We start from the raw sequence: 13,756 nt of genomic DNA, 5'->3' as shown, positions 1-13,756 counted from the left end.
TAGGCGCGATTCCTCGCGTCGTGTTCGGGTATGGCATACAATGGCATACAATCTTCTGCAAGTCTTTCGAGGCGCGACGCGCAGCTTTGCCTCAGGTGGCTTGCGCCGGGGCCTCGTCGGGCGATGAGTTGATATTCCACATCAGTAGCGCCACGGTGCCCAGCACTCCGGCGATGTTCAGCACCAAAACCCCCGGCCAAAGTGCCGCAAGCCCCGCAGCCAGCGACAGCACGCGCATCACCGGCCCGAACCGCTTTTCCATACAACCCTGCAAAGCCGCTGCGATCGCGTAGACGCCGACAACGGCGAAGGCGAACACGGTGAGCATCTCGGACCAGTTTCCCGACAGGAAAGGCGTATAGGCAAACAGGATAGGCACGATATAAAGACCCTTGGCCAGCTTCCAGCTCGCGACGCCTGTGGCCATGGCCGGGGCCTTGGCGATGGCGGCAGCGGTAAAGGCGGCAAGGGCCACGGGTGGGGTCACGTTACTGTCCTGCGACAACCAGAAAATAATCATATGCGCCGACAGAAGCGCTGACATCGCCACCGGCGCTGGTACGACCAGATCACGCAAAGGTGCTGCGATCTCCAGCGGCAGGCCGCGGATCAATTCGCTCGCTTCCGCACGGGTGACGTCACCCGAAAGCAGGGCGGCCTGTTCCGGCACACCAAACATCAACACCGCTCTGGCGGGTTCCGACAATGCGCCCATCGCAAGTTGCTCAATCACGAATTGGTCCGAGATCATGCCGGACAGCGCTGGCGCCGACAGCGTGGCCAGCACGATATAGGCCGCCGTCACAGGCAGACCCATACCAAGCACAAGGCTCGCCAGTGCGATCAGCGCAAGGGCAATCAAGACGTTGCCGCCGGACCATTGCGCGATCATCAAGCTGAATGTGTTGCCAATGCCCGCTGTCGCAATCACGCTGACGATCAATCCAACCGAACACAGCAGAATGGCCGTCAGGACCATCCCCTTGGTGCCCATCACGAAGGCCTCGAAAACGGCGCGTGGGCCCATCGGGTTCTTGGTCAACCAACTGGAGGCGATCACAGCGATAATCCCGAAAACAGCCGCATAGGTGGGCGTGAAACCCGACACCAAAAGCCCGATCAGCAAGGTAATCGGGATAAAGAAGCTCGCCCCGCCTTCTTTGAATGCAGAGGTCAGCGTCTGCCCTTCATCCGGCATCGGCGCCAAATTGTGACGACGCGCTTCGATCCGCACGAAGAACGCAACCGACAGGAAGTACAGCAGGGCTGGGAGTGCTGCGACCGCGACGATATGTTCGTATGGGATCTGTGTGAAGCTCGCCATGACAAAGGCGCCTGCCCCCATGATCGGCGGCATAAGCTGGCCGCCGGTAGAGGCTGCAGCCTCTACCCCGCCAGCAAACTTCGGGGCGAAACCGGCGCGTTTCATGAGTGGGATGGTAATGACGCCGGTGGAGGCCGTATTCGCAACCGCAGAGCCGGAAATCGTGCCGGTCAGGCCAGATGCAATTACCGCCACGATACCGGGGCCACCAACCAGTTTGCCCGCAACTGCGCGCGCCAGGTTAATCACGAATTCCCCTGCGCCCGAACGCAGAAGGAAGGCCCCAAAGATAATAAATAGAAAGACGAAGGTCGAAGATATCCGCGCGATTGTGCCAAAAATCGCGTCATCTCCGTAGATCGACCGAAACGCAACGGTTTCAACGCTCAGGCCCGGAAAGGCGAATATACCGCCGATGAATTGTCCCCAGAATGCAATATAGGTCAGGGCAAGGATGATTAATCCGGGGATAATCAGACCGGCGACCCGGCGGGTCAGCTCAATCGCGCCGACGATCACTGTGATGGCAGCGATCCAGTCAGCAGGTGCGAATTTGACCCCCCGATCATAAATCGCATTCTCTGCAAGCGCGAGCCAGACAGCAGATGCCGCAACAAGCGCACCAAAGGCCAGATCAATCACGATTGGCGTCCGTTTGCCGGACGGCGTCTGCCACATCGGATAGATGACGGCAGCAAGTGCTGCAAAGCTGGCAAAGTGGAAGGCATTGCGTTCAAGCTCGGACAGCAGTCCGGGGTCGAACGCCACGTAGAGATGGCTGATCGCCACAAGAAAGCAGGCAATTGACAGGATGATATCAGGCGTGCCGGTAAAGCTGCGCAACCGCCCTGTGTCTTGTTGCTCTGTGTCTGACATTGCTCCACCCCTCCCAAGATGCGAAACCGGCCCCACGCAGATGCGGGGGCCGGTCATGTTGGTCTGGATTACTGGGCGATCAGACGCTCAGGGATCTCGATACCGATCTCTTGGTAGTAGCGTGCGGCACCGGGGTGCAGTGGCAGCGGCAGACCCGCAATAGCGCTTTCGATGGACATCGCCTTGGTTGCAGGATGGATTGCCTGCAGGAATGGCAGGTTTTCATAGATCGTCTTTGTCAGAAGATAGACATGCTCTTCTGGCAGATCCGCACTTGTGGCAAGAAAGTTCGGCTGTGCGATTGTCTGCACATCTTCATCCTGACCGGGATAGGTGCCCGCAGCGATTGTGTACGGCGTCCAAAGGCCACGACCGCCATCCGCGATTGCCATCTGCTCATCGGTGAAGTTGAGCAGCGTCACATTGTCACCGGCAGATGCCATCAACTGGCTGACCGCACCGACCGGCACACCGGCAGGTGTACCAATGCCTTTGACCTGACCGTTCTGAAGTGCTTCAGCCGATGGGCCGTAGCCGCCAAAGACCAGCTCGTAATCAGTATCCAGATCAACGCCAAAACCGCTGAGAATTGTGCGATTGGACCCGATCGTGCCGGAGTTCTGGCGACCCATCGCCATGGCTTCGCCCTTGAGGCCAGCCAACACGCCGACGGTCCCGTCGCCGGCAACGTCAGAGGACACCAGGAAGTGCTCCACGTTTTGCCAAAGCATCGTGACCGAGCGCAGGTTTTCCTGTGGGCCAACTTCTGCCAATGGGCCAGTGCCGCTCGCGGCATAGTAGCCGAACAAACCCTGCATGATGCCGAACTGTGCTTCGCCTTCGCGGATCAAGCGCACGTTTTCGCCTGACCCGGCAGAGCTGATCGCGGACATGCCGATGCCTTCGCTTGGCTCAAGGCGCACCTTTGCCAAAGTGGCCAGCGCCACGCCCACCGGATAATATGTGCCGCCGGTAGATGCGGTTGCCAGAATGTAGTTTGCATCCTGCGCTTGCGCGCTCACGCCTGTCATCGCAATCGATGCCGCGACTATTGCTGTCTTGAACTGTTTCATGGTTTCCTCCCAAAAATGATCCGTTAAGGATAATAAAGAGAGTAGTACGCTGCGCTGTCTGGTCTCGATATGAAGCAATCCGCAGTGTGCGCGCAAACATGCCTGCGGATTTCCGCAAGGCGCGTTATTGGATCAATTCAGACTTGTCCAAACCCAGTTTGACGATCTTTTCATTCAAGGTCCGCCGCCCGATACCCAGCGCCTCCGCTACGGCATCCATGCGCCCGTTATGGCTGCGCACCGCCTGCCCGATCAGGGTACGTTCGAACCGGGCTACGGCTTCGCGTAGCGTCGCAGGAACATCGTCAGCGGGGTTTTCATTGCGCAAGGCCGCGGCAACTGATCCATCCCCGCGCCGGGCCGCCAGGACACGCCTTTCGGCCACATGACGCAACTCGCGCACGTTGCCGGGCCAATCATGCGCGAGCAGCGCGGCGGCATCATCAGCGGTCAGTTTGGGAGGGGAGATTTCATATGTTTCAGCGAGAAGATCGACGAAATGCGCGAATAGCATGACGATGTCATCACCCCGTTCAACCAGACGCGGCAAATGCAGTTGAAACGCATTCAATCGAAACAGAAAATCCGCACGAAAGCTGCCATCAGCGACTTTCGCATCCAAATCCTCATTCGAGGCCGCAACGATCCGCACGTCCGTCTTGATGTCATCATCAGCACCAACGGGCAGAATGTCCCCGGTCTCCAATGCGCGCAGCAGTTTAACCTGCACCGGAAGCGGCGCCGTGCCGACCTCATCGAGAAACAGGGTGCCCCCGTCTGCGCGCCGGAATGCACCAAGCTGACCGTCGGCAGTGCCAAAGACCTGCGCCTCCAATCGGTCCGGGTCCAGCGTGGCGCAGTTGATCGCGACAAATGCGTTGTCACTGCGCGGGCCAAGGCGGTGCAGGGCGCGGGCCACCAATTCCTTGCCAGTGCCGGTTTCACCGGTAATCAACACCGGTCCGTTCGTCATCGCCAGATCAACCGCATCGGACTTGAGTTGCGCGACCCGCGGACTGCCCCCGATCAAGACACGGTCCAGACCAGAGAGCGCCACCAACTGCGCACGCATCCGTTGCGCCGATATGAACAGCCGGTGCTTTTCTGCGGCATGACGGATGATCGTCAGCAATCGGCGCGGCTCAAACGGTTTTTCAAGGAAGGAATAGGCACCCTTCTGGATCGCATCCACGGCCATCGGAATATCGCCATGGGCCGAAACCAGCACCAAGGGCGGCGCGTCAACGTTTTGCAGCCTGTCCAACAAGTCGAGACCGGACATGCCGGGCATCCGCACGTCTGACAAGACAACGTCGGGTTTCTCAATCTCTAACCGATCAAGGGCAGCCTGAGCTGCCGAAAACCGTGTCACCTGCCAACCAGAGCGCTCGAGCAGAGCGGCAAGGGAATTGCGCATCTCTTTGTCGTCATCAATGACGAAAGCAGCGTAGGTTTCGGACATGGCTCAAGGCACCTTCGGCAGGCGGATACAGAAGATCGCACCGCCGGTCGCGGCTGTGCGGGCATCCAGCGTTCCACCCATTTCATTGATGATCTGCGCCGAAATCGCAAGCCCCAGACCCATCCCCGCGCCGGACGGCTTGGTGCTGAAGAACGGCTCTTTGAGGTCATCCATGTCCAGACCACCCAGTCCCGTGCCGCTGTCTGCCACCTCTATCAATACATCATCAGCGTCGGTGAGACGGAGCGTGATTTCGCGGGTCGGCGCGCCTGCGACGGCATCAACGGCATTGCGCAATAGGTTGACGATCACCTGTTCAAACCGGTTGGCCTGACCTTGGGTGCGCAATGGATCCGGCGCGAGCGCGACGGTGATCTGTGCGCCAGCCTGCGCGGCGGTATGCCGGACCAGAGCCACAGCATCATTGATCGCCTGCTGGATCACAAACTGCCCGGTTTGAGCTGGATCGTTGCGGCCAAAGAGCCGTAGCTGGTCAACGATCCGCTGCATCCGGTCGACCAACCCTGTCAGCTCAGGCGCATAGCTTCCCGGAACCGCCGCGCGCGCGATTTCCTCTGCCACGAGATAGTTTTTCATCGCTGATATCGGCTGCCCCAGCTCATGCGTGATTGACGCGGACAGTTGCCCGAGTGCGGCGAGCTGGTTCTTGCGGGCCAATTCAGAGCGTGCGCTCTCAAGTTTTTCCTCGGCGATGTGACGGTCGTGGATCTCTGTCTCCAGCCGCTTGCGGTCGGCATTTGAAATCGCAAGTGCCTGCCGCAACTGGGATGCACGGTAGAGTGCTGCCGCGATCATCAGCGAAAGCAACGCGGTCAAACCGATTGCGACAAACAACAACGCCTGACGCCGGATTTCGCCCACATTGGACAACAGATGCAGTGTCCAGTCTTCCTGGGTCAAAGACGCGCGGCTGAGCAGATAATACGCACCCGACACCTGGGCTTGGGTGCCGTCACTTTCGCGCCAGTCAAGCGGCGTAAGCACTTGATTGCCAAACTGCTGTTGCTGTTCCAATGTCGCGCGGTCCTGCTGGGAAAGCGGCGCAATCAACCCGTAAAGAAACGCCGGCTCAGACGCCGCCAGCACGACCCCTTGCGCATTCGTCACGAGGATCAGGTCGCCACTGTCAACGATGGCGCGGCTCAGATCACGGAACGGCACCTTCACAACGATAACGCCAAGGATCGTCCCTGCCTCATCGCGCACAGGTTCAGCGATGAAGTAGCCGGGGCGCCCGGTCGTCGCGCCAACCGCATAGAACCGGCCCTGTTCACCCTGCATGGCAGAGCGAAAATAAGGGCGGAATGTGTAGTAGCGACCAACAAGGCTGTTGGCATCCTGATAATTCGAGGATGCGATTGTACGCCCGTTGGTGTCCATCAGGAAGACGAACTCAGCTCCGGATCGCGCGGCGATGGTCGCAAAGGTCGGGTTCAGCTCTGCCACATCTTCTGTTTGCAGGGCCGCCACCGTTCCGGGATCAAGCGACAGCACATAGGGCAAGTGCGCAAGTCGGCTGAGCGCGCTGTCGATCGCATCTGCAAAGAACTGCGCGCGCGCAGGCGTTTCACGGATCTTTTCCGCCTGAAAGCTGCTATTGAGCAGCAAATACCCCCCCGCGGAAAGCACCAGCAGCGCCAAGATAGCCACAGCCAGCCTGATCCGGCGGAATGCACTTCCGGCAAATTGGTCAGCTGATGAAAATCCCGCGAACGCCATTGCCCGCCACATTGCCCCAAGCCACATTGGATTGACCAGCCCAAAGCGACTGTTGCGGCTGGGGCAGAAGATTGCGGGCGCTTTGCCTGCAACAGACTGAACCGATAGACATGTTGGTGCAAAATTCTGCTTGCTTCAACCTGCGGTAGCGTATCGTGTGGCCCAATGAAGTTGAATGGCCCATTCCTGTTTATTCTGGCGACGTTGCTGGTTGACGCAATCGGTGTCGGCATTGTCTTCCCGATCTTGCCGGATCTGATGGACCGGGTCGGGGCGCAAGACACGGCCCAAGGCGCGCTTTGGGGTGGGATCCTCTTGTCGGCCTACGCTGGTGCCATGTTCCTTTTTGGCCCTATCATCGGCAGCCTGTCGGATGCCTTCGGGCGCAAGCCCGTGCTGATTGCAGCACTTGCGATGCTGACGGTTGATTACATCATCATGGCAATGGCAGAAACCTATTGGTTGCTGTTGCTGGGGCGGTTTCTGGCGGGGATGGCGGGGGCGACCTATATCACGGCCACGGCCTATATTGCCGATATCGCCAAACCAGAGGAGCGCGGTGCGGCCTTTGGAATGATCGGTGCGGCCTTCGGGATCGGGTTTGTGCTTGGGCCCGCGCTTGGTGGTTTGGCAGCGACCGTGCATATCACGGCGCCGTTCTGGATTGCGGCGGGGTTGTCGGCGATCAATGTGGCCTTTGGACTTTTCATTCTGCCTGAATCGCTCAAACCCGAAAACCGCAGGGCCTTTGGCAAGCGGGATCTGAACCCGTTCGGAACCATCGCGCGCGCATTTGCCGTTCCGGGGCTGGCAATTCCGCTGATCTGTATTTTTGTCTTTGAGTTTGCAAACATGGTCTACCCGACGCTCTGGGCCTTTTGGGGCCGTGAGGTCTTTGCGTGGGACGCCTTCACAATCGGCCTGACCTTGTCGGCCTACGGGATATTGATTGCGGTTGTCCAGGCAGGGATATTGCCACAGCTCACGAGACGGCTGGGGGATTACCCGACGCTGTTGATTGCGGCGGGGGCCGCTGTCATTGGCATGGTCGGGTTTGGCATGACATCGGCTGTCTGGGCTGTGATTGTCTTTTTGCCAATTGCGGCGCTGTCAGACATGGCGCCGCCTTTGCTGACAGCATTTGCGGCCAATCGTGTTGGCGAAGACCAGCAAGGGTTGGTACAAGGCGTGATTGCATCATTGTCGTCGGTGGCGGCGGTCGCCGCGCCGCTGGCCCTGACCGGCGTGTTTCGCGCCTTCGTGGACGAAACTGGCCTCTACCTGCCGGGCGCACCGTTCTTGATTGCGGGTGCCTTAATCATCGCCATTTTACCTTTGGTGATGCTGTTGAAGCCTGCTCAGGAGTAGGCCACACGAGAAAGGACGCCACTTGCGAAGCGCCCTTTGGTGTTTGCAGGAAGGTATTTGCGGCTTTACTCCCAGCCAACCTGATTGAAGATCACCTGTGCCTCCGGTACGTTCTTGGCGACTTCGGAAAGATCGACCGTATCGGCCCGAAAGAGACCCAAAGCCGCAACAGACGGCGATAGCCCAACACCCGCAACGGCAGGGTATTCGTCGTTTCCGGCACTGAAGTACTGCTGCGCCTGATCGGAGGCGAGGTACTCAAGGAACAATATCGCGTTTTCTCGGTTCGGTGCATTGGCCGCCACGCCGCCACCAGAGAGATTCATATGCGCACCTTCTGCATTCTGAGAGGGGAATATCCAGCCAATGTTTGCCAAGGCTTCTGCGTCCAGACCATCGACATCTTTGCGCAGCGCGCGTGAGAAATAGTAGGTGTTCGCGATTGCGACATCACATTCGCCCGATACCAAAGCGCGAAGCTGATCGGTATCACCGCCCTGCGGATCGCGTGCGAAGTTGTTGACCAAACCCTGCGCCCAGTCGGTGGCCACTTCGGTACCGTAGTTTTCGATCACGGCAGACAGCAAGGTCTGGGAATAGACGTTGGTGGAAGAGCGGTGGCAGACCATGCCTTCATATGCCGGGTCGGCAAGGTCAAGATATGTCAAAGGCGGATTGGTAACGTCGGTTTTATCGTAAAAGATAATCCGCGCACGCTGGCTGAAACCAAACCACATGTTGTCGGCATCCTGCAGGCTCTGGGGTATGCGGACTTCAAGCAAATCACTGTCGATCGCTTGCAGAACGCCGGCATTCTTGGCGCGCTCAAGGCGGGAGGTATCGACTGTCATCAGGATATCCGCGGGAGAGTTCACGCCTTCGGCCTGCATCCGGGCGATCAGCTCATCTGCGTTTGCCTCAATACGGTTGATGGTGATGCCGGTTAATTCGGTGAAGTCGGAATAGAGCCGTTCATCGGTGTCATAATGCCGTGAGGAATAGAGGTTCAACTCTTCTTGCGCAAAGGCAGAAGATGCAAAAGCGGTCGCCGTCGTCGCGCACACAAGGAGCGCCGTCATTGTGAATTTCATCATCGAATCCTTCATAGTTGAGTGTTTTACTCGGGTATGTTTTACCATGGATTCGTGCCTTGTCCAGATATCCGAGTAAAATACTCGGAAAAAACATTCACAACCTACGGAGGCCACTGCAGCCAACAAAAAAGCGGACCGCAATGCAGTCCGCTTTCATCATGGTTATTCTGCGTTTAGGCCAGATGCGCCCGAAGGAACCACGCGAATTTCTCATGGACCTGACCGCGCGCGATGCAAAGGTCTTCTGTTAGCGTATCGCCATGTTCAGCGGCCAGCGCACCGCTGGCACCCAAGGTAGTGGCGAGAGTCTCTTGCGCGCTCAGCATCATCTTAATCATTTCTTTGTCGGTGGCATGCCCGTCATGTTCACTAACCTTTGACCGCTTCAGCATTCCTGCAAGCGTCGCATCGGCATGCATATCAATCGACCGGATCCGTTCGGCCAAATCATCCTGCGCAACAAAGTGATCTTCGTAGATTCTCTGAAAAAGGTCATGCAGCGGCGCAAAGGACATGCCTTTGACGTTCCAATGAAAATTCTGCGCAAGCATCGTTGTCACCGCAGTTTCGGCCACCGACTGGTTCAATGCGTCAGCGATTTGGGTGCGTGCGCTATTGCTGAATGCGATTGCTGGCTGTGTCATTTTCTGTCTCCACTTCGTGCTTCATTTTCATCATGCCGTTAGGCTACGTAACATGACATAAGCAAGGAATTGAAGCAGACAAGTCCTTTTTAGAATTATTCTAAGTTAGCGGCAACCGGCGCTATCAATCCGGATCGTAGGTCCAGCGATACTGTGGCGGTGTCGGTCCTTTTATGCGCTCACCTTGTTCGGTTTGCTCCCACGCATGGGCCAACAAACCCACGCTGCGCGAGAGACCAAAGAAGCCCCTTGCCAACGCAGGCGGACAATCGAGTTCGGCGTAGATGACAGCCGTCGCGCCGTCGATATTCATCGGCACGGGTTTGCCGCGCTCTGCGGCCAGTCCGTTCTCAATGTCGCGCCCAATCTGCGCAAACCGCCCGGACACCGCACCCGCCTCTGCCGCCTCATCCACAAGCGCGAGAAGCCGAGGGGCACGCGGGTCTATGGGTTTGTGAAAGCGGTGCCCGAAACCGGGCAAATAGGGACCATGCGCATCACGCCAAGCATCAAGCGCGGGCCCAATTTCACCTTCAAAACCAGCAACATGCTGATAAAGCGCGACGGCCTGTTCGCCCGCACCGCCATGCACGTCGCCCAGCATATTCAGCCCCGTCGCCATCGCCGATTGCAGGCCGATACCACAAGTCGCGGCCATCCGAGCGGCCGCAATAGACGGCGCCTGCGGCCCATGATCGACAGCGGCCACAAGTGCTGCCTCAAAAAGTGACGCGCGCAGGCCGGACAGGTCTTGCCCCATGACCATCAGCCAGATCATTTGCGCAAAACCGGTCGTGCCGATCAGATCCTGAATGGGGCGACCTCTGATGTCGATGCGACCCGGCTCCATATCGATGATGGAGGTGCGCCACCAGTCTGAAACATCGCTGGTCATATGACGCCCTCCTGTCGGAAATCCGCGATTTCCGTCGTGCTGTAACCCAGCCCCTCAAGCACTTGATCGGTGTGCTGACCAAGGACCGGCGGAGGTGTCGTAACAGCCGGACGCTTGCCATCCACCATGGCGCCGATCCGGGCCACATCAATCGGCATTTCCGCGCCCGGCACATCCGCGAAATGCGATAGGAAATCGCGGTCTGTGACTTGCGGGTGTCCCAACACATCCTCAAGCGCCAGAACCGCCCCTGCCGGAACGCCGATCTGGTTCAATTCCGTTTCCCAATCTTGCGCGTTGCGTGTCGTCAGAACGGTCTCAAGCTCGGCCTTCAACCGCAGCCTGTTGGCCTTGCGGTCTTCGCGGGTGGCGTAGATTGCCGCCTCCAGCAGGTCTTCCCGCCCCAGATGCTTGGCCAATGCGTTCCATTGTTCATCTTTGTTGGCCGCGATATTGAGCAGACCATCGGCACATTGAAATGCGCCCGAAGGGGCAGATGTGGGGTTTTCATTGCCGTTGCGCACGGGGGCAACGCCGCCGATCAGGTGATTGGACACCACCCATCCCATCGTCGCCAGCACCGCATCCAGCATTGAGACATCAATCACACAACCGCGTTCCGGCGCATTCAGAGCCGCCGTAATCGCCATTGCTGCCGTCAATCCGCCAACTGTATCGGCCAAGGGATAACCGACGCGCGTCGGTCCGCCCGCATCAGTGCCTGTCACCGCCATGACGCCTGCCGCGCCCTGGATAATCTGGTCATAGGCCGGGCGATCCGCCCAAGGCCCGCTCTGACCGAATCCGGAAATCGCGCAGTAAATCAGCTTGGGGTTTTCCGCTCTGAGCGTCTCTGGCCCAAGCCCGAGGCGGTCCATCACACCGGGGCGAAAGTTTTCAACCAGCACGTCAGCGCTTTGGATCAGCCGCTTCAGAACGGCTTTGCCCTCTGCCGATTTCAGGTTCAACGTCATGGATTTCTTGCCAGCGTTCTGCGCCAGAAAGCTGATGCCCATGCCCTTTGCGGACAAATCAGGAGAGGCCCCAAGCCCACGCGCCAGATCACCACGCCCAACAGCTTCGACTTTGATGACTTCAGCACCCAGATGGGCAAGTTGATGGCAGGCAAAAGGGCCTGCCAACACGTTTGTCAGATCAAGGACCGTGATCCCCGAAAGCGGGTGATTAGTCGCCATCCGCCACGCCCTCGGCGCGTTTGCGCGCACGACGGTTGCGATAGCTGGGAAGCAGAACAAGCACAGCCGCAAGGGTCAGCAGGCCCAATGTCATCGGCCGCTCAAGAATGAAATCCAGACCGCGATAGAGCTGCATTGACCGCGCAAAGTTATCCTCAAGCATGGTGCCAAGGATGAAACCAATCAGCAGTGGTGCCAGCGGATAATCCGCAAACCGGAAGATCGTCGCCATCACGCCAAGCCCGACCAGCATAAGAAGCTCTGTCGCGTTGTTCTGCCCGATGTAGGCACCCATCAGCGTGAAAAACAGGATAAACGGGATCAGGTAGTTGCGCGGGATCGCGAGGATCTTGGCGATATACGGGATCAGCGGCAGGTTCAGGACCAGCAAAACCAAGTTGCCGATGAACATCGAAATGATGACGGCCCAGAAGATCTCTGGCGTATCGACCATCAGGCGTGGGCCGGGGGTGACGTTCAAGGCAATCAGCGCGCCCAACAGGATCGCTGTCGTGCCGGAACCGGGAATGCCCAGCGTCAGCAATGGCACAAAAGATCCGGTACAGGCCGCGTTATTCGCCGTTTCAGGTGCTGCCAGCCCTTTGACAGACCCTTTGCCGAATTCCGCCTGCTCATCGCCTTTGGCAATGTTGCGTTCGACCGCATAACCAAGGAACGACGCAATCGTCGCACCTGCACCCGGCAGAACACCGATGAAGAAACCTTGGATCGATTGACGGCCAATGACGGGGATCATCGCTTTGCCTTCTTCGCGTGAAAAGCGCAGACCTTCGATTTTATTGCTTGCCCCTTGGCCTGACCCACGCATCGGGTTCAGCACCAGAAACAAGGCTTCTGGCAGGGCGAACATGGCCATCGCCAGCGTGATAAACGAAATGCCTGATTGCAGGTCCATCATACCCATCGTAAAGCGCGGCATGTTGAAAAGCGCGCCTTCGCCAACGGTGGCAAGGATCAAACCGAGGATCGTCATCATCAGCGCTTTGGCCACTTGGCCCGTGCCAGCAAAGGCAGCAATCGCACTTAGGCCCACGACCATCAGCGCGAAATACTCGGCTGAATGGAAAAGCAAAGCCACGCTAGACAGCGCGGGCGCGAAAATCATCAGCAGCACGGCACCGATTGTACCACCAGCGAAACTCGCCACGGCAGCGATGGTCAGCGCCTTACCCGCCTGTCCCTTTTGGGCCATCGGATAGCCGTCAAAACTGGTGGCAACCGTGCCTGCCACGCCGGGCGCGTTCAGCAGGATTGATGAGGTCGATCCCCCAAAGATCGCGCCATAGTAAACACCCGCGAGCAGGATCAGCGCCGCCGCCGGATCACCCAGCGTAATCGCAACAGGGATCATAATCGCGATGATGGACATCGGACCAAGACCCGGCAACATCCCGATAAATGTCCCGATCAAGCAACCCGCGACAACCATAAGAATGTTCTGGATCGAAAAAGCGGCCTGTAGGCCAATCATAATTCCTTCGAGCATCGTTCACATCCCCATGAAAAACGGAAAAGGACGCAGGAAGATGCCGAGCACCTCTTGCACCAGATACCAGACAAATCCCGTGGCCAGGACAGACACGAGCAGCATGATATGGAATTTGCGTTCGCCCAAAACCGCGCTGCCCGCAAACAAAAAGACAGTCGTCGAAATCAGAAAGCCAGCCGGACGCAGCATCAGCGCGTAAAGTACCATAAGACCCAGCAGCGCCGTCGCCTGACCGATTTTATACTCACCCAAACGGCGATAGTTGATGCCGGTCGCACTTTCCGGATCCTTTTCCTCGGCGCCTTTTTCGACACCAAGCAGGACGATCAAGCCAACGATAATTCCCAGAACGGCAAGCACCTTCGGAAAGGTCGACGGCCAAACGGGATTGCGTTGCATGAAGGGGGGGAGAAGCTGATCCATCGTGAAAAATGCTGCATATCCGTAAATGCCGCAAAATGTGACAAAGATCAGCGCGATCCAACGATCGAGCGCCATGGTGTTCCCTCCCCGAAACATATGTTGTGTGACCGCCCCGCGCTTGGGCGGAGCGGTCTGGCTCGTGTCGTTAGAC

Annotated in this window: 11 protein-coding genes; 1 reads left to right on the top strand and 10 read right to left on the bottom strand. The window is 58.1% G+C overall.

Going from position 1 to position 13,756, the window contains the following annotated elements:
* Positions 1–91: 91 nt before the first annotated feature.
* From ACFDSS_RS00285 to ACFDSS_RS00270, 4 genes are all read right to left on the bottom strand, one after another.
* Positions 92–2,200: a TRAP transporter permease gene (locus tag ACFDSS_RS00285; protein ID WP_375253743.1), complete on the bottom strand. Its 2,109-nt coding sequence runs from the start codon at positions 2,198–2,200 to the stop codon at positions 92–94.
* Positions 2,201–2,268: 68 nt separating this feature from the next.
* A complete protein-coding gene (locus tag ACFDSS_RS00280) occupies positions 2,269–3,273 on the bottom strand; it encodes a TAXI family TRAP transporter solute-binding subunit (protein ID WP_375253742.1) in 1,005 nt (334 codons plus the stop codon).
* 124 nt (positions 3,274–3,397) lie between these two features.
* Positions 3,398–4,735: a sigma-54-dependent transcriptional regulator gene (locus ACFDSS_RS00275; protein WP_375253741.1), complete on the bottom strand. Its 1,338-nt coding sequence runs from the start codon at positions 4,733–4,735 to the stop codon at positions 3,398–3,400.
* 3 nt (positions 4,736–4,738) lie between these two features.
* Positions 4,739–6,475 carry an ATP-binding protein gene (locus tag ACFDSS_RS00270; protein ID WP_375253740.1) on the bottom strand — a complete coding sequence of 579 codons (1,737 nt, stop codon included), beginning with the start codon at positions 6,473–6,475 and terminating at the stop codon, positions 4,739–4,741.
* 165 nt (positions 6,476–6,640) lie between these two features.
* Between ACFDSS_RS00270 and ACFDSS_RS00265 the strand changes: the two genes are divergently transcribed.
* Entirely contained in the window at positions 6,641–7,843 is a 1,203-nt protein-coding gene (locus tag ACFDSS_RS00265; protein ID WP_375253739.1) for an MFS transporter, read from the top strand.
* Between the two features lie 65 nt (positions 7,844–7,908).
* Here ACFDSS_RS00265 and ACFDSS_RS00260 read toward each other — a convergent pair whose 3' ends face one another.
* The 6 genes from ACFDSS_RS00260 to ACFDSS_RS00235 all read right to left on the bottom strand — a co-directional run bounded on the left by ACFDSS_RS00260 (position 7,909) and on the right by ACFDSS_RS00235 (position 13,680).
* Entirely contained in the window at positions 7,909–8,934 is a 1,026-nt protein-coding gene (locus ACFDSS_RS00260) for an extracellular solute-binding protein (protein WP_375253738.1), read from the bottom strand.
* Positions 8,935–9,110: 176 nt separating this feature from the next.
* Entirely contained in the window at positions 9,111–9,581 is a 471-nt protein-coding gene (locus ACFDSS_RS00255; protein WP_375253737.1) for a Dps family protein, read from the bottom strand.
* A 124-nt stretch (positions 9,582–9,705) separates the two neighbouring features.
* Positions 9,706–10,476 (bottom strand): citryl-CoA lyase, encoded by a 771-nt coding sequence (locus ACFDSS_RS00250; RefSeq protein WP_375253736.1) that lies wholly within the window; start codon positions 10,474–10,476, stop codon positions 9,706–9,708.
* On the bottom strand, positions 10,473–11,672 hold the full coding sequence (locus tag ACFDSS_RS00245) for a CaiB/BaiF CoA transferase family protein (protein WP_375253735.1): 1,200 nt from the start codon (positions 11,670–11,672) through the stop codon (positions 10,473–10,475). The genes ACFDSS_RS00250 and ACFDSS_RS00245 overlap by 4 nt, the downstream gene beginning before the upstream one ends.
* Entirely contained in the window at positions 11,662–13,179 is a 1,518-nt protein-coding gene (locus tag ACFDSS_RS00240; protein WP_375253734.1) for a tripartite tricarboxylate transporter permease, read from the bottom strand. The genes ACFDSS_RS00245 and ACFDSS_RS00240 overlap by 11 nt, the downstream gene beginning before the upstream one ends.
* A gap of 3 nt (positions 13,180–13,182) precedes the next feature.
* A complete protein-coding gene (locus tag ACFDSS_RS00235; RefSeq protein WP_375253733.1) occupies positions 13,183–13,680 on the bottom strand; it encodes a tripartite tricarboxylate transporter TctB family protein in 498 nt (165 codons plus the stop codon).
* Positions 13,681–13,756: the final 76 nt, after the last annotated feature.

Origin of the sequence: Yoonia sp., assembly GCF_042093035.1 — a bacterium.
GTDB lineage: Bacteria > Pseudomonadota > Alphaproteobacteria > Rhodobacterales > Rhodobacteraceae > Yoonia.
This window is presented reverse-complemented; position numbering and strand designations above follow the sequence as displayed.

Coding starts and splice junctions, on each gene's coding strand:
- ACFDSS_RS00275 (WP_375253741.1), bottom strand. CDS start 4,735: ATGTCCGAAACCTACGCTGCTTTCGTCATTGATGACGACAAAGAGATG.
- ACFDSS_RS00270 (WP_375253740.1), bottom strand. CDS start 6,475: ATGGCGTTCGCGGGATTTTCATCAGCTGACCAATTTGCCGGAAGTGCA.
- ACFDSS_RS00240 (WP_375253734.1), bottom strand. CDS start 13,179: ATGCTCGAAGGAATTATGATTGGCCTACAGGCCGCTTTTTCGATCCAG.
- ACFDSS_RS00265 (WP_375253739.1), top strand. CDS start 6,641: ATGAAGTTGAATGGCCCATTCCTGTTTATTCTGGCGACGTTGCTGGTT.
- ACFDSS_RS00235 (WP_375253733.1), bottom strand. CDS start 13,680: ATGGCGCTCGATCGTTGGATCGCGCTGATCTTTGTCACATTTTGCGGC.
- ACFDSS_RS00255 (WP_375253737.1), bottom strand. CDS start 9,581: ATGACACAGCCAGCAATCGCATTCAGCAATAGCGCACGCACCCAAATC.
- ACFDSS_RS00260 (WP_375253738.1), bottom strand. CDS start 8,934: ATGAAATTCACAATGACGGCGCTCCTTGTGTGCGCGACGACGGCGACC.
- ACFDSS_RS00285 (WP_375253743.1), bottom strand. CDS start 2,200: ATGTCAGACACAGAGCAACAAGACACAGGGCGGTTGCGCAGCTTTACC.
- ACFDSS_RS00250 (WP_375253736.1), bottom strand. CDS start 10,476: ATGACCAGCGATGTTTCAGACTGGTGGCGCACCTCCATCATCGATATG.
- ACFDSS_RS00245 (WP_375253735.1), bottom strand. CDS start 11,672: ATGGCGACTAATCACCCGCTTTCGGGGATCACGGTCCTTGATCTGACA.
- ACFDSS_RS00280 (WP_375253742.1), bottom strand. CDS start 3,273: ATGAAACAGTTCAAGACAGCAATAGTCGCGGCATCGATTGCGATGACA.